The sequence below is a fragment of the Pseudosulfitobacter sp. DSM 107133 genome (genome assembly GCF_022788695.1).
Taxonomy (GTDB): Bacteria; Pseudomonadota; Alphaproteobacteria; order Rhodobacterales; family Rhodobacteraceae; genus Pseudosulfitobacter.
This window is the reverse complement of record NZ_CP085162.1, coordinates 11,660-26,807: the sequence shown is the minus strand read 5'-3', so window position 1 is coordinate 26,807 and position 15,148 is coordinate 11,660. Positions and strand designations below refer to the sequence as shown.

Here is a 15,148-nt window from a genome sequence, read left to right as displayed (position 1 = left end):
GGAGGACGACAAATGAAACTGACATCACTGACACTGGCCGCACTTATGGCCATGGCGGCCCCCGCCATCGCCGAGGTCAAGATTGCACTGGACGGCAAGCCCGATCTGGAACAATCGGGGTCTTACAACTGGGCCCATGCCTTTGGCAACGCGCTGAAAGACGCCGGGATGGAGGTGCGTGAAATGCCGCGCGACTCGGTCGGGAACGAGGCCGAGAAATTCGACCAGATTTCCACCGGATTGCTGGAGGTCTCTTTGTCCGACGTGCGCGCCATCGCCCAGATCGACCCCTTCGTTTATGGCGTGCGCTTGCCCTATATCTTTGATGATGCGGCGCATATGGACCGTGCGCTGGCTGCGGGCAAGGTCTTTGACCGGCTGAACGAAAAGCTGGCCGCCCAGGATGCAATGGTCGTTGCCTTTGTGCCGATCGGGCCGTCATCGGGCATTATCACCACAACCAAGGCCGTGCGCGCGCCTGCCGATATGGCCGACCTGCGGATGCGGGCATTGGATGACGCGCAGATTGCAATGTATCAGGCCTGGGGCTCGACCGGCACGGTGGTGCCCTGGGGTGAAGTGCCCGCAGGCCTGCAAACCGGCGTGATCGACGGCTACCTGAACTCGCCTTTCGTGCCGGTGATTTTCGGCCAGACCGATTTTGTCAGAAACTTCTCGGATGCGGGTGTGATTATCCCGATGCGGGCGATCCTGTTCTCGAAAGGCTGGTATGACGGCCTGAGCGACGACGAACGCGCTGCCGTCGATGCCGCCGTGGCGACAGCCGATGCCGCCAACCGCGCGTGGCTGGCCGAAGCGTCCGAATCCGGGCTGACCGCGCTTGAGGAAAAAGGCGTGACCGTACAGCGCCTGACCGCAGAAGAACGCGCCGTGTTCCGCGCAGCATCCAAGCCGGTGTATGAGTCGGACCTGATGCCTGCCGAAGACGTCAAGATCTGGACAGACCTGTCCGACAGCAACCGCTAAAAGCAACCGCCGGGCCCACAACCGGGCCCGGCATTTCCAGTGGAGACCGGCACATGCGCCACGTCATCATCTCGATCAGCAACAGCGTTCACGCCATCACGCGGCGGGCCGCGATTCTGGCTGTCTGCCTGATGTTCCTGACGGTCATGCTGCAAATCATTGCCCGCTATGTCTTTTCCGCGCCCCCGATCTGGACCGAAGATGTCGCCCGCTATGCGATGGTCTGGACCGGCCTGCTGGGCGCAACCCTGTCTTTCAAGACCCGCTCGGACGCGGTGCTGATGCAAAGCGTCTTTCCCAAACCGCCCCACATTCTGTCCGCACTTGGCGACGCCATCCAAAGCGCGGCCGTGCTGATTTTCGTCCTGCCGGTGGTCTATTTCTGCTTTGTGGGCCTGCGGGGCGGCTTTGCCAAAGGATATCTTGCCAGACAGTCGGGGCTGACCGCAGACACGCTTGGCATTCCGATGGTGTGGATTTCGGTGTCGGTGCCTCTGGCAATGATTATCATCCTGCTGCACCTCGCGGCCAGATGGGCCGGTGATACAGCCCGTGATACCACCCAGTCGCAGCTGGACTGATCTGGCAGGCAACAATCAACCATTGCGAGCGCAGAGGTTGCTGGCTAGAACACTCCCTGTCGGTTTCCGCAAGGAATCAAAAGGGAATCCGCCACCGGTCCGCCGGTGAACCGGAACTGCCCCCGCAACTGTAGGCGATGAGCGTGCAGCGATCATGCCACTGTGGCCCCGTGCCATGGGAAGGCCGCTGCCGTAACGACTCGCCAGTCAGGAGACCTGCCGACACCAAACGTAACGCGGCCCGGGCGGGGAGTCCGGGGAGGTGTCGAATGAAATTAATCCTGCGGTGCCCCCCGGCACCGGCCATCGCAAGCGCCCGTATGTCGACCGTTCCGGTTGCCGTGCAGGTCAGCCGTGGGTTCGCCATTCCCTCTTTGTCTCCGGGCGCATCACACACCGGAGACATACGATGTACAATAACACCCTGACGGCGGCCCTGCTGGGCGCGGTCTGTTTCGCGCCGATGGCGCAGGCCCAGACGAGCTATCCCCTGACGATCGAAAATTGCGGCGTCGACGTCACCTTTGACGCGGCCCCCGAAACGGCGATCACCGTCGGTCAGGCCGGCACCGAGCTGATGTATACGCTGGGACTTGGCGACAAGGTTGCCGGAACCTCGGTCTGGTTTACCAAAGTGCTGCCCGAGTTCACCGAACTGAACGCAGGCATCGAACGTCTGGCCGACAATGACCCCAGCTTTGAATCCGTGGTCGACAAGCGCCCCGATGTGGTTGTCGCGCAATATGAATGGCACATCGGCCCGCAGGGCATCGTTGCCACCCGCGACCAGTTTGCCGACCTTGGCATCGCGACCTTCGTGCTGCCCGCCGATTGCTGGGCCAAGGACAACAGCACCGGATCGGACGGCACCCGTCTGGCCATGTTCGAAATGGACAGCATCTATGCCGGTGTCACCCAGCTTGCGCAGATTTTCGACGTGTCCGAAAAAGGCGCGGCTCTGGTCGCGGATCTGAAAGCCCGCGAAGCGGCGGCCATCGAAAAGGCGGCGGCGCTGGATCTTGACGATGCTTCGGCCGTGTTCTGGTTCTCCTCCGCCGAGATGGACATCGACCCCTATGTCGCGGGCCGCAAGGGGCCTCCGGGTTACATGATGGACAAGCTCGGGCTGCGCAATGTCGTACAAAGCGACGAGGAATGGCCGGTTGTCAGCTGGGAAAGCATCGCCCGCGCCAACCCTTCGGTCATCGTCGTCGCCGAAATGGACCGGCGCCGTTTCGAGGCGGATGATGTGGAGAAAAAGCTGGAATTCCTGCGCAGCGATCCGGTGACCAGCCAGATGGACGCGGTCAGGAATGACCGTATCGTGATCCTGAATGCGCATTCGATGGACCCCTCGATCCGCAATGTCACAGCGCTTGAGACATTGGCCGAGGCCCTGCCGGAGTTTGATCTTCAATGAGTGATCTGGCTGCCCCCCGCGTCACAGGGCGCACACATGGGCTGTGGGTCGCGCAGGGGGCGGCCATATTGATACTGGCCGTTCTGGGCGGTGTCGTCATTGGTGAAACGCCGCTGCCGCTTTCGACGGTGGCGGCGGTCTTTGCCAACCGTATCTGGGACGCGGGGCTGGTCGTGGACCCCATCGACGCCGGCATCATCTGGAGCTATCGTCTGCCGCGCACCCTGCTGGCTGCCGCCTGTGGTGCGGGCCTTGCCCTGTCGGGTGTCGTTCTACAGGCTTTGGTGCGCAATGCGCTGGCCGATCCCTACTTGTTGGGCGTGTCCGCAGGGGCCGGAGCCGGTGCGGTTGCGGTCACCATTCTGGGCGTTGGCGGCGGTCTGCTGGGGATCTCGGGCGGGGCCTTTGTCGGGGCGACGCTGGCCTTTGCCGTGGTGGCAATGCTGGCACGCGCGGCGGGTGGCGGCTCGGCGCAGCTGGTGCTTGCGGGCATCGCCGGTTCGCAGCTGTTCAACGCGCTGACATCCTTTCTGATCGCCAAATCGGCAAATGCCGAACAGGCGCGCGGCATCATGTTCTGGCTGCTGGGCAACCTGTCGGGCGTGCGCTGGCCCGATGTGGTGCTGGCGGCACCCGTCACGGCGGTCGGCTTTCTGATCTGCCTGTGGTTTGCGCGGGCAATGGATGCGTTTTCCTTCGGCGTGTCCTCGGCGGCCTCGCTTGGCATCGCGGTGCGTCGGGTGCAGGTCATGCTGATCGGTGCCGTGACCCTGATGACCGCCACAATGGTCAGCCTGGTCGGCTCCATCGGTTTCGTGGGCCTTGTGATCCCCCATGCCATGCGCTTTGTCGTCGGGCCACGGCATGCGCGGCTTGTGCCTGCCTCGGCCTTGGCGGGGGCGGTGTTTCTGATCGTGGCGGATATCGCCTCGCGCATGCTGATCCCCGGTCAGGTTGTCCCGATCGGCGTGGTCACGGCTTTGGTCGGTGCGCCGGGCTTTGCGCTGATCCTTGTGCGCAACCGGAGACGGCAATGAGGCTCACAGCGAAATCCGTTGGCTGGGCGGCCGGAGCACGCGGCATTGTACAGGATGTCTCGCTGGAGATCGCCCCCGGCGAAACATTCGGCCTGATTGGCCCCAATGGCTCTGGCAAATCCACGCTGCTGCGTCTTTTGGCGGGGCTTTTGAAACGCCCTTCTGGCACCGTTCTGCTGGACGACCAGCCGCAAACCGCGCTCAGCCGGCGCGACATTGCCCAAAAGATCGCCGTCGTGGAACAAATCGCGGAAACCTCCGAGGCGCTGTCGGTGCGCGATGTGGTCGAGCTGGGGCGCACACCATGGCTGTCGGCCCTGTCCCCCTTTGGCGCGCAGGATCGCGCCATTGTTGCGCAGGCGCTGGATGCCGTGGGCATGGCCCATATGACACACCACCGCTGGGCGACCCTGTCGGGCGGTGAACGCCAGCGGGTGCAGATCGCGCGGGCACTGGCGCAGCGGCCTCGTCTTTTGATGCTGGACGAGCCGACCAACCATCTGGATATCCACCACCAGCTGTCGCTGTTGCGGCTGGTGGGCAATTTGCCGGTCACGGTGGTCATGGCGCTGCATGATCTCAATCAGGCGATGGGATGTGACCGTCTTGCGGTGATGGACGGCGGGCGGGTCATCGCCTGCGGACGCCCCGAAGAGGTGCTGAGCACCGCGCGGCTGGCGTCGATCTTTCGCGTCCATGCCACCCGCCTGCGCGACCCCGCCGACAACGCAACCGTCTTTCGTTTTCAATGCCCCGAAGCGTGACCGCGCACGCTTTTGGTCAAATTCTCACCAATGTGCCCATTTGAAACCAGGTCCGATTAATCGCCTGTAAAGGCCGCCGGTGTAAACGGTGCCCGGGAAACCTGTGACAACGCACAAAGGAGAGTTTTGTGATCCCCCCTACCAATGATCCCGTATGGATGCGCGCGCTGAAATCAGACCGCGAACTGTCGTCCGCGACGTTGGCGACAAAAATACTGATGACCCGCCTGCGTCGGGAAGTGCAGACCGAACCGGGCTCTATCGGTAACAAAATCGCGGAATTGCACGCCTATTTTGTCAAAAACAGCTTTGCTGTCAAAGACATCGCCATTTTCTAAGAGGTCTGGAATGAAAAACGCAATGATGACTGTCGCGGATGCGGCGAAACGAATTGAGGACGGTGCCGTGCTGCTGATTGCAGGCGACGAAGCGGTGCTTGCCGCCCTGCCAACCGGACATTGGATTGGTGGCACCTCGCTTTATTTTGTGACCGACACCGGCGGCCGGCTTGACCGGGACCACGTTTTTGTCACCGAGATTGACGAGGCGACAGATGCCCGAAGCGTGCTGCGCACCGGCAATGACCTGCCCGACCTGGCGCGGGACCGGTATGACAGCGGCATAACCATGATCCTGGTCCCCGCATTTTCCTCTGCCCATGCAGACTTTGCGATCCATGGGGCGTCCTATGACGGTCTTTTCGATCAACCCCTGATGGGCTGGGTCACCGGCGTGCATCTTGATGACATTGGCACAGTCAGCCCGAAGGTCTTTGATGGCGCAACGGGCAAAGCCTATGACGAGGGCGCGCTGCTTTTGCATGTTGCCCTGCCCCGGGGGGCCGCCACCGATCTGGATATCGTCAATATCTTCGAGCAGGACCCGGGCGCGGACACGATCGTTTTTGACGAGACGGGTTTTGACGTGACACAGGCCACGGTCAACGGCCAGAAAGTGGATTTTGCCGCCTATGTCGCCGAAAACGGGATCGACGTTAAGCTGCCCCTGGTCGCCAATTATTCGGGCGCCATGATCAATGTTTCGTTCCGTGCGGTCGACGCCAGTGCAGGCAAGGTCGCCTTTTATGCCCCCGTCGTGGCGGGTGTTGAATACCGGCTGGCGAAACCTTCCGGCTCTTATGCGCAGACTTTTGCAGAACAGATCTCGGGGGATGGCAGCACCCAGTTGTCATGCAATTGCATCCTGAACTATCTTTATGGCGAACTCGAAGGCGAGACGACCGGATCTTATACCGGGCCAGCGACCTTTGGCGAAATCGCCTATATCCTGCTGAATCAGACCATGGTGCGGATGCAGGTCGATACCGGGGAACAGCGCGCAGTGGCCTGACCCTAGCCAAAACGCTTTGGGGCAAAGCAGGTCTTTGCCCTTTGGCATTTCCGGCCCGTTCACACGCCGTCAATCAATATGTCCAGCGCCCGCTTCAGCGCGTCCCGCTGCTCTGCCAAAGACCCGACAGCCTCGCGCAACTCGGCCCCCGGCACCGCCGCCAGTTCCTGAACCCTGACAATCCACATCATGCCGTCAAATTCAACCGCCGGCGTCAGGCCCGGAAAGGCCGTGTAGCGCCCCGCCTCGCGCAGGGGTGCAACAACGCGCGAGGCGTCGATGCCAATCAGATCGGTCTGCAAATCCACAACCAGCTGCCCGCCGGTCAGGCGAAAAATGTCAAACTGCGCCACCTAAAAACTTCGAAACTGCGCCAGCGGCAGGCCCTCCTGGGCCACCTCTTCGGCATAGGCGTCGATCGCGGCCTTGTTTTCCAGACGCCACAGCCGGTTGCGTTCAACCTTGGACGCTTCGGCAATGGCCGCCTCTGCGACGCGCGACATGTTCAGGCCCAGCGTGCGCGCGGTTTCCGCGACATCCGCATCCAGCGTCAGATTCACCTTTACACGTCCCATTTTGGCCTCTCACAGAATGCGTATACATCAGGAGTATATAACCTGCGCCCACCATTTCAACCATCGCCCACCAGAATAAACGGCGCCCAATAGCGCGGGTGCGCGTATTTCACCTGTGGGTCGTCCCGCATCAGCCGCAGCATCGACCGGCGCAGCGCAGCGCTACGGGGCACCCCGGCCTGCATTTCGGCCACCATGCCCGTGGTCAGCACCGAGGTCGCATAATCATCCACCGGCCAGTGCGACACCAGTATCGACCGCGCCCCCGCATAGATGAACGACCGCGCCAAACCCGAAAGCCCTTCGGCCCCCGGCGTGCCATCGCCCGAGGCGGTGTTGCAGGCCGACAGGATAATCAATTGCGCCGACAGCCGCAGCCCCGCCGCCTCGGTCGCGGTCAGCAACGCATCGTCTTGCGGCCCCGGCGCGCCCGGCGGGGTGAACACCAGTGCAGGTTCCGCCAGCCCCGACAGCTCGCCCGCCAGCAGCCCGTGGGTGGCAAAGGCGACGATATCCACATCGCGCAAATCCGCGCCACGCACAGCGGTTTCCGTGGCCGCGCTCCCCAGAAACAGATCCGTCGCGGCAGCGCCTGTCAGCTGCGCCAGCCGCCGCAGTTCCCGCGCGGTGCCCGGCAGCGGCGCCAACCCCGCCACACCGCTCAACTGTTCGAACACGCCGCGACTGACATAGGCGCCGTCCGTCACCATGCCGGTCGGCGCATCGCTGTCGCGATAGGCAAAAACCGGATCGCCAAAGCCCACAAACGGGCGGCGCGGCCCACCCAGATCGGTCTTGTCCACCTTGCGCCGCAAGGCCCGCAGGCTGGACACATTGGGCAACACCGTCATTGCCGCCCGCCCGATCAGCCAATCGGTGTCGCGCAGCGCCTGCGGGTCTGCATCGTCGCCCACGGGCGCGCTGGCCACCAGCAAGCCAAAGGGCAGCGCGGTCAACGGCCCGTCCGGCACCACGATCAGATGGTCCGCCCCGTCAATGACCGCCGCCAGCGGGGCCAGCAGCTTTTGATACAATCCATAGGCAACCGCGCGGTCAAAGCCGTCTGCCGACACGCCGATGCTGGTGTCCTCCTCCAGCGCCGCCGCCGAGCGGTTCTGAGTCGTCACGTCCAGCATCCGCCGCAGCAGGCTGATCTGCGCCACCAACGCGTCCTGTTCGAAATTGGCCGCATGCCAGTCGGCTGCGTCAGGCGAAATCGCCCAGACAAAGGAGTCAAATTCAGAGGTCAGCGTGACAATCATCACCTCGCCCGGATGCAGGGTTTTCTGCACTTCGGCCACGCTCATCGGGCGCGGGTTGGTCAGCTCGCGAAACGCCGGAAACCCGTCTTCAATGCGCGCATCCAATGCGGCGATCTGCCGGCGGATGTCATTCAGACTGGCGCGCGCGCGGTCGATCTCGGCCTCGGCGGCGGCGCCGCGGGTGCCGACCGCATGGGCAAGCGCGCCCTGGTCGGCTTCGGCGCGGTCACTCAGGTCGCTGCGTTCACGCAGCAAGGCCGCCAGCGCGGCATTGCCCGCCTGTTGTCGCAGCGCCGCCTGCTGCAACGCCGCGCCCGCCACGCTGGAAGTGGCACGTTGCAGCGTCAGGAACACGTCGTCGCGGATCTGTTCCCGCGTCTGTGCCGGGGTCAGTTGCGCCAGCCCCCCCGTGGCCCACAAACAGGCCCCGCATATAAACAAGGCGCGCAGGATTGCCCCCGCGCGCCCCGTTATTGTGTGGGCAATCACGCCCGGCCTCAGTTGGTCAGGATGTAATAGCTGTTGCGCTTGCGGCCCTGGTTGGCCACGGCAACCAGGAAATACCCGTCCCATGCCGGTGTGAACGAGCAATAGATCTTGTCGGTATAGGTCTTGTCCAGACAGATGGTGTTGCCGTTCTCGTCGGTGACCAGCAGGTCAAGGTTCGCATCACCGTCACCCACAATAGCCAGCTCGGCAAAACGGCCGCCGTAGAAGGGCACTTTGAACAGGTCGACCTTGCCCGCGGGCAGTCGCGACAGGGTGCGCGACGCGCCCCCGATACGGCCCCGCGAACCTTCGGCCTGCGCGTCCTCGATCAGGCCGGTCACGGCAGGATCACCGCCCGCATATTCCAGCGCGGCTGTCAGCATGGCGTCGGCGTCCATCGGCGCATCGGCCCCGTCGGCCTCTTCTGTCACTCCGGCCATGTCTTCGTTGTCAGAGGTGGTTTTTTCACGCTCGACATCCTTGGCATCGACCCCCTGCATGATCTGCGCAGCGGCCAGCGCGGCGACGGCATTCTTGCCCTCCTGCGCATAGGCGAACAGGTCTTGTGCCAGCGCGACCTTGCCAACGGCGCTGACCTCGGCGGTGGCTTCGGTGGGCTGCACATTCTCGCCGGACTTGTCCTGTGCAAAACCCGTGATCGGTGCCATCGCAAGGGCTGCGGCCCCCATCATCGAGATTAAAGTGGTGCGTGTCATCAGTAGAAATCCTTTCAATTAAAGACAGTTCAGGGTTAGGCAATTGATAAGATCATGTCAGCGTAACTGCGCGTTTTCCAGACATTTTTTATGACAAACACCGTCAGGAATACCTTACCTTTGGCGGAAGATGCCCCTTATTCTTGCTGGGGTTGAATTTCTGCCAGCGACTGGCTCAGAACCCAGCCAAACACCGCCTCGTCCACCGCGCGCGCGCGGTCCTCGAAGGGTTGGCGCGCCACTTGCGCCCCGTCGGTGGCATAGCGGTCATAGCGATCGAACCACAATGCGTTCGACTGCGCGATGTCGGCATAGGCCGCCTGCGGTTGCGACTGGTTGTGGTGAAAGGTCGCGCGTTTGCGCAGGGCTTCGGTCATGGTCTGGCCCCCCTTGTATTCAGGATAAGGCACCGCAGCGACAGCGCTGTCAAAGGCAACGGCGGCCTGTTCACTTTCTCCCAACTGGGCCAGAATATCGGCGTATTGCAGCCGCAAGCGCATGGTGTTGGGCGGGGTCAGTCTGGCCATCATCTCGGTCTGCCCCAGCGCCTCTTCGATCACGGTGCGGGCCTCGTCCAGCCGCCCCTGAAACGTGCGCGCAAAGGCCTGCGCCTGACAGACTTCGGCCCAATAGGCAGGCCCCCATGTTTCGGGATCGCGCGCGTGATAGGCCTGCGAAATGATGCTTTGCGCCAGTTCCGGGTTGCCGCTGCCCCAGACCAGCCAGCCATAGGACACCGACAGAAACGCCGCCGTGCCTTCCTGATGCCAGGGCGACTTGCGATAGCTTTCCAGCGCCCCGCGGGTCAATTCCGCGGCTTCGGCCACCTCGCCACGCTGCGACAGCGCCGAGGCATAGGCGAAGCGCGCCGCAATGCTCCACTGGTGTTCCTCTGGCAGCATCGACGCCAGCGACCGCAGATGAAACGCCATCGTCTGAAAGCCCCGTTCGGTCAGCATCGCGTCGGGGTCGGCGTTCAGCGCGAACATCTGGGTGCTGACCAGCGCCAGCCCACGGTCGGGCGTTGCTTCAAGCTGCTCTGAAAAGGCAACCACAAAAGTCCGCGCCCGTTCCAGATCATCCAGTTCCAGCGCCATGTTCAACAGCCCCAACCCCAGGACAACGCCCCAGGGTTCTGTCGTGACACGGGCAAAATCCGCATCCGCATGGTCAAAATAGACCTGTGCCGCTGCCGCAATGTCGCCCGCATAAAACGATTGCGTCGCGCGCAGCATCCGCACGTTGGCCTGTATCATGTCGGGCAGGTCATCGCGCGCCTCAAGCCGCGCCAGCGGCGGCAGTGCCTGGTCCACGTCATAGATGCGCGCATACAGCATCAACAACGCTTCTGCGAAATCCGGCTCCCATGCGTCGGCCGCCAACTGGTCCTCTTCCTCCTCGGCAGCCGCCTTGCGCGCGCGGGCCAGCTGCGCCTGCCCTTCCCCCACATCGCCCAGCATCGCCGCCAGAAAGGCGCGGTTCAGTGCAACTATCGCCGTCGGCACCTCCTTCGCCGCATCCGCGCGCGCCAGCACTTGCGAAATCAGCGCATAACGCCCCGCAAGAAAGGCCGAAATCACATCGGCACCGTCTGCCGTCAGAAACAGCTCGCCGGGGCGGTCCAGACCCAGTTCGCCCGCATAGACAAAGCGGGCCGGATCCACCAGCGCCTTGTCCATTTCGGCAGCCAGTTCCTGCGCCGCAGGGTTGTTCGCCGACCGCGTCTGGCGCACCGCGACATAGGCCCGCTCAAGCGCCTCTTGCGCGATCAGCGCCTCGCCCATCTGAAGCGCGGCAATCCAGATCACCTGTTCCAGCGCCGAGCGGACGGGCGCAAATTCTTCGTCCTGCCCGCCGGGCACCGCATCCAGTTCGCGCAGTGCCGCTTGCGCGGTGCGCAGGGCGGCGGGAAAATCATGCTGAAGGTTGCGAATCCCCGCAAGGTTCTGCGAGGCCCAGAAATATTCGCGCGAGCCCGGCGCGTGCGCGCGCATGTGATCCATACGGGCCTGAAGGATCGGAATCGCGCGGTCAAAGTCTTTGTTGTCGGCAAAAATCCGGCCCAGCATTCCATACAACAGCTGGTATTCGGCCATGTCGCCTTCGTCCGAGGTTTTCATGAAATCAGCGACCAGACGGGCGTCGTCCAACAGTCCGGGGGCGTGGGTCTCGTTCGAGCGGCGGGCCTGAAAATCCAGCAGCCACAGCCGCAGGTACAGACCGTCGGTGCCGCCAGGGCGGTCCAGAAACCCGTCCAGCAAATCGCGCCGGATTTCCGCCGCGTCAGGGGCCAGCGCACGGGTCGCCGCCTGCGCCAGCAAATAGGACGCCTCGGTGATGTCTTTGCCATCCACATGCGTGCCCGGCTCAAGCCCCAGTGACACAAAGCTGCGCAGCACCGCTTCGGCGGCGGTATAGTCTTTCAGGTAATACAGCGCCTGCCCCAACAGCAGCATCGCCTCGACCCGCATCGCGCCGCCGTGTTCGGCGGGCGTGTCCAGTGCGGTGACCATCGGCGCGGCCACTTCGGCGGCCTGTTCATAGTACCGCAGTCTGATCGCCAGCCGCGTCACCAGAAGGTCAGGCACCCAGAACCCTTTGTGATCGCCCATGAAATCGGCATATTTGTCGACTTCGGTGTTCAACGCCTCGGCGGCGGCCATGGCCTCGGCGCGCCTGCCGCCATAGAACGCATCCTGTATAGCCTTCGAACGTTTCAGGATCCATTCGGCATAGCTGTCGGGCGTATGGTCCTGCGCCACAGCAGCAGGTGCCAGCCCAACCGCCAGCACCAGTGCCAAGATGCAGGACCGCGCGCCCATCAGTTCGCGTTGATCGTCTGGTCCAGCCACGGCAGGTAATTCGACACCCGCGTATAGGCCGAGAATTGCGCCGTTTCCAGACAGGACTGTGTGGCCTGATTGCTCAGACCCCAGCTGACGATACCCGCCTGAATGAACGTCCCGTCCTCAAGCGGCACCACCAGCGGCCCGCCGCTGTCACCCGAGCATGACCCCTTGCCGCCACCAAAGGTGCCCGAGCAGATCATGTTTTCGGTCATCGGTTCGCGGACATAGGTGATCAGCTCCTGCCAGACCTTCTCGGCCTCGCTGTCCTTCAGCCCGAACGCCTTGGCGGCATAGCTCAGCCCCTCGGCGGCGGCCTTGGCGCGGCCTTCCAGCATGACCTGGTTGCACTGGTCGCGCGACAGCATCTGGATCTCGGCCTGACGCATCATCTCGGTGCGTTTCGCGCCTTCGATCAGGCCCCAGCCGGTGACGACGGTGCGCACGCCGGGCTGGTCCAGCAGGTCGCCGAACGCGGCATCCGGCACCTTGATCGTCTGGTAAGGCACCTTGGGCGCGCGGGCCAGTTTGATCAGGGCGATGTCGTTGTCGAACTCGGTCCCTTCATAGCCGGGATGGCGATAGATCGCCTCGACCGGCACCGCGTCGCCCTTGCCTTCGGCAATCTCGTTGGTGCCGACCAGCACCGAAATCGCCCGCGGGGCAAGGTCACGGTAGACGCCGTTGGGGTCCTGCATGTGGATGCAATGCGCCGCCGTCAGAACCCATGTGTCCAGCACCATCGACCCGCCGCAAAACTGCGCGTCCACGGTCCGGGGCTGGCCCGCGATCAACAGGGCCACCTGCCAGGGCCACGCGCCCTCGGCGGCCTCTTCACCGCCGATCACACGGCCTGCGCTGTCGGCCTGCTGTGCCGCGGCCTCGGCCTTGGCGCCGCTTTCGGCAAAGGCAAAGGGCGACGCCTGCGCGGGGGGTGTTTCGGGCAATTCCAGCGTCTGCGCGTTCAGCGCCAGCGGCAGGGCCAATGCGGCCATCACTGCGGGTAGAAATCTCATTTGGGTCAGTCTCCTGTTTGGAATGGGGTCAGGGTCAGGTCCAGCCGGTGTACCGACAGGTCCGCGCCCTTGGGTTTCAGTGAAAATCCACGGCTTTGCGCCGGATCGGTGACGCTGGCCATATATTCGGCCACAGCCCCCATGCTGCTGGCGGGCAATCCGCCGCCGCCCAGAAAGGCAAGGGTGGTGCGCATGCTGCCGGGGTCTGCGGGGACCGACACCACGATCACCTGTTCATGCAGCACCGCATCGGCCACCAGCGCAAAGTCCATCTGCTGGCTGCCGCCGGCCTCGATCCTGTTCGACAGGTTGCGGGTGGGCCACAGCGTGTCGATGCTGTTGTCGGCGTTGATGTACAGGACCGTCACGTCCTGCATCCCGCCGGTGGTGTTGTCATAGCGCAGGCCCAGCACATCGCAGCTGTGCGCGCTGGCCCGTCCGGTCACCGGCTGCGGCGTGCCGTCGGGCGTGGCGCATTTGCCGCCGCGCATCCGCCCCGCGGTCAGGGTAAAGCTGACGGTCGGGCCGGTGGGGCCAAGGGCAAAGCCGGTCTTGACCGCCCCCTGCGCCATCTGCGCCAGCGCCTTTTCCAGCCGCAAGCGTCCCACGGCAAGCCCGATGCGCTGCGCCAATGCGTCGGTATCGCCCGCGCCCAGCCGGATGCTGGTGCCGTCACCGCCCGCGTCCAGCACGCCATCGGGACCGATCAGCGCAAATTGCGCCCCGTCCCAGACCACGCGGTGCGACGGGGTGGCGGCGTCCAGCGGCACGTCCACGCGCGCGGCCAGCGCGTCAAACCCATCCGTCAGATGCGCCTGCGCCTCGGCGCTGAAGTTCAGCGCGATCGAGGTGTCCAGCGCGCGGTCGGTGATCTGGGCATAGGCGACCTTCTCGGTCGGAAAGGGTTCCAGATACCGCAAATCCGCCTCGGTCGCGCGGACTTGCGTCACCTCGGCCTGACCGGCGGGGCTGTCGTCCAGCTGTCCCGCGTACAGCGCCACGATGCTGCCTTTGGTCACGCCGCCCAGCAGCCCCGCGCGCAGGGTCTGGCCGTCGACCTGCATCCGCAACAGTCCGGGCGCATCGCCGCCGATCACCGGCGCATCTGCCAGCGGTCCCTCGACATCGGGCGTCTGCGCCGCCTGCCCGCCCGCCGTGCGCATCCGCGCGGCGGCGGCTTGCACAAGGGCGGTATAGGTGATGTCGGGCACCTCTTGCATGACCGAGGTCAGCGCACGGGTGAAATCGCCGTGCCACAGGCGCGCGTCACCGACGGGGTATTCAAACGCCCGCTGGTCGGACTGCGCCGCATAAAGGAACACATAGTCGCCTGCGGGGGCCTGCCCCTGCCCCACCGCATCGCTGACCTGATCGTCAGGCAGGCCAAGCTGTGCCGGCGTGATATACCGCGCCCGCACGTCCGTCTCTGGCCCCGCGCGAAAGCCGGTGCCCGAGTGGCAGGCGTCCAGGATCGCCACCAGCTGCACCCCCTGTGCTGCGGCCTGTTCGGTGAAGGTGCCGAATTCGTCGTCCAGAATCGCGTTTTCGACCGCACCGATGCCACCGTTCCAGCCGCGCGTGTCGCGGGGCAGGAAAATCTCGTCCATGCCGCCGCCCTCGTCGCCGTTCAGGTCGGGGGCCTGCGCGCCGTGGCCCGAGAAATAGAACACCACCGTGTCGCCATGGGCCGAGGCCGCAATCGCCCCGCCCAGGGCGTCCAGTATCGCCACACGGTCCGGCAGCCCGCGCACCGCGCCATCGGGCACCCGCGCCGCCGCGTCAGACAGCACCGTGATCGCCGCCGCCGCGACACCGCGCCGCATCAGCGTGTCGGCCATCAGGCCCACGTCGTTGACCGGCCCCTGCAAATCCGCATCAAGATACAGATAATCCCCCACCCCCACCAGAACCGCGCGGGTTTCGGCGTGGGTGCCAAGCGGCCACAGAGCCAGCAGCAAAGGGATCAGTCGCGTCATCATGCCGGCAGGTTACGAAGGGGAAAGCGTTCCGTCTACGGGGCTGTTCAATCCTAACAGCGTTTTTCACATTCGGGCCAAGCCTCTGGCCCGCAAACACAAAAGCCCCCACACCATCGCTGGTATGGG

General features: G+C 64.0%; 14 protein-coding genes and 1 riboswitch. Of the genes, 7 read left to right on the top strand and 7 right to left on the bottom strand.

Annotated features, from left to right (window positions below; all coding sequences use genetic code 11):
* The first annotated feature begins 12 nt into the window (after positions 1-12).
* From DSM107133_RS24570 to DSM107133_RS24540, 7 genes are all read left to right on the top strand, one after another.
* Positions 13-987, top strand: coding sequence for a TRAP transporter substrate-binding protein (locus tag DSM107133_RS24570; protein WP_114292473.1), 975 nt, complete (start codon positions 13-15; stop codon positions 985-987).
* Positions 988-1,040: 53 nt separating this feature from the next.
* The gene (locus DSM107133_RS24565) at positions 1,041-1,568 is read left to right on the top strand and encodes a TRAP transporter small permease subunit (RefSeq protein WP_114292474.1); all 528 of its coding nucleotides are present in this window, start codon (positions 1,041-1,043) and stop codon (positions 1,566-1,568) included.
* A gap of 43 nt (positions 1,569-1,611) precedes the next feature.
* Positions 1,612-1,807, top strand: a riboswitch (cobalamin riboswitch).
* A 170-nt stretch (positions 1,808-1,977) separates the two neighbouring features.
* Positions 1,978-2,988 carry an ABC transporter substrate-binding protein gene (locus tag DSM107133_RS24560; protein WP_114292475.1) on the top strand — a complete coding sequence of 337 codons (1,011 nt, stop codon included), beginning with the start codon at positions 1,978-1,980 and terminating at the stop codon, positions 2,986-2,988.
* Positions 2,985-4,025: an iron ABC transporter permease gene (locus tag DSM107133_RS24555; RefSeq protein WP_114292476.1), complete on the top strand. Its 1,041-nt coding sequence runs from the start codon at positions 2,985-2,987 to the stop codon at positions 4,023-4,025. The genes DSM107133_RS24560 and DSM107133_RS24555 overlap by 4 nt, the downstream gene beginning before the upstream one ends.
* Positions 4,022-4,789: an ABC transporter ATP-binding protein gene (locus DSM107133_RS24550; protein WP_114292477.1), complete on the top strand. Its 768-nt coding sequence runs from the start codon at positions 4,022-4,024 to the stop codon at positions 4,787-4,789. Before DSM107133_RS24555 ends, DSM107133_RS24550 begins: the two co-directional genes overlap by 4 nt.
* Before the next feature lie 158 nt (positions 4,790-4,947).
* The gene (locus DSM107133_RS24545) at positions 4,948-5,127 is read left to right on the top strand and encodes a hypothetical protein (RefSeq protein WP_240310442.1); all 180 of its coding nucleotides are present in this window, start codon (positions 4,948-4,950) and stop codon (positions 5,125-5,127) included.
* A 10-nt stretch (positions 5,128-5,137) separates the two neighbouring features.
* Positions 5,138-6,139: a hypothetical protein gene (locus tag DSM107133_RS24540; protein ID WP_114292479.1), complete on the top strand. Its 1,002-nt coding sequence runs from the start codon at positions 5,138-5,140 to the stop codon at positions 6,137-6,139.
* A 59-nt stretch (positions 6,140-6,198) separates the two neighbouring features.
* Here DSM107133_RS24540 and DSM107133_RS24535 read toward each other — a convergent pair whose 3' ends face one another.
* The 7 genes from DSM107133_RS24535 to DSM107133_RS24505 all read right to left on the bottom strand — a co-directional run bounded on the left by DSM107133_RS24535 (position 6,199) and on the right by DSM107133_RS24505 (position 15,022).
* Entirely contained in the window at positions 6,199-6,492 is a 294-nt protein-coding gene (locus DSM107133_RS24535) for a CcdB family protein (RefSeq protein ID WP_114292480.1), read from the bottom strand.
* Positions 6,493-6,714, bottom strand: a complete 222-nt coding sequence (locus DSM107133_RS24530) for a type II toxin-antitoxin system CcdA family antitoxin (protein ID WP_114292481.1) — start codon at positions 6,712-6,714, stop codon at positions 6,493-6,495. It abuts the gene before it with no gap.
* A 56-nt stretch (positions 6,715-6,770) separates the two neighbouring features.
* The gene (locus DSM107133_RS24525; protein ID WP_162791978.1) at positions 6,771-8,465 is read right to left on the bottom strand and encodes a CHAT domain-containing protein; all 1,695 of its coding nucleotides are present in this window, start codon (positions 8,463-8,465) and stop codon (positions 6,771-6,773) included.
* 8 nt (positions 8,466-8,473) lie between these two features.
* Complete coding sequence (locus DSM107133_RS24520) at positions 8,474-9,181, bottom strand: hypothetical protein (RefSeq protein WP_114292483.1); 708 nt, start codon at positions 9,179-9,181, stop codon at positions 8,474-8,476.
* A gap of 137 nt (positions 9,182-9,318) precedes the next feature.
* A complete protein-coding gene (locus tag DSM107133_RS24515) occupies positions 9,319-12,033 on the bottom strand; it encodes a hypothetical protein (RefSeq protein WP_162791979.1) in 2,715 nt (904 codons plus the stop codon).
* Complete coding sequence (locus tag DSM107133_RS24510) at positions 12,003-13,043, bottom strand: serine protease (RefSeq protein WP_114292485.1); 1,041 nt, start codon at positions 13,041-13,043, stop codon at positions 12,003-12,005. Before DSM107133_RS24510 ends, DSM107133_RS24515 begins: the two co-directional genes overlap by 31 nt.
* 5 nt (positions 13,044-13,048) lie before the next feature.
* A complete protein-coding gene (locus tag DSM107133_RS24505; protein ID WP_114292486.1) occupies positions 13,049-15,022 on the bottom strand; it encodes a caspase family protein in 1,974 nt (657 codons plus the stop codon).
* Positions 15,023-15,148 lie beyond the last annotated feature (126 nt).

Excerpts from the sequence above, each read along its gene's own strand:
- DSM107133_RS24570 (WP_114292473.1), top strand. The coding sequence starts at position 13 with ATGAAACTGACATCACTGACACTGGCCGCACTTATGGCCATGGCGGCC.
- DSM107133_RS24565 (WP_114292474.1), top strand. The coding sequence starts at position 1,041 with ATGCGCCACGTCATCATCTCGATCAGCAACAGCGTTCACGCCATCACG.
- DSM107133_RS24560 (WP_114292475.1), top strand. The coding sequence starts at position 1,978 with ATGTACAATAACACCCTGACGGCGGCCCTGCTGGGCGCGGTCTGTTTC.
- DSM107133_RS24555 (WP_114292476.1), top strand. The coding sequence starts at position 2,985 with ATGAGTGATCTGGCTGCCCCCCGCGTCACAGGGCGCACACATGGGCTG.
- DSM107133_RS24550 (WP_114292477.1), top strand. The coding sequence starts at position 4,022 with ATGAGGCTCACAGCGAAATCCGTTGGCTGGGCGGCCGGAGCACGCGGC.
- DSM107133_RS24545 (WP_240310442.1), top strand. The coding sequence starts at position 4,948 with ATGCGCGCGCTGAAATCAGACCGCGAACTGTCGTCCGCGACGTTGGCG.
- DSM107133_RS24540 (WP_114292479.1), top strand. The coding sequence starts at position 5,138 with ATGAAAAACGCAATGATGACTGTCGCGGATGCGGCGAAACGAATTGAG.
- DSM107133_RS24530 (WP_114292481.1), bottom strand. The coding sequence starts at position 6,714 with ATGGGACGTGTAAAGGTGAATCTGACGCTGGATGCGGATGTCGCGGAA.
- DSM107133_RS24520 (WP_114292483.1), bottom strand. The coding sequence starts at position 9,181 with ATGACACGCACCACTTTAATCTCGATGATGGGGGCCGCAGCCCTTGCG.
- DSM107133_RS24510 (WP_114292485.1), bottom strand. The coding sequence starts at position 13,043 with ATGAGATTTCTACCCGCAGTGATGGCCGCATTGGCCCTGCCGCTGGCG.
- DSM107133_RS24505 (WP_114292486.1), bottom strand. The coding sequence starts at position 15,022 with ATGATGACGCGACTGATCCCTTTGCTGCTGGCTCTGTGGCCGCTTGGC.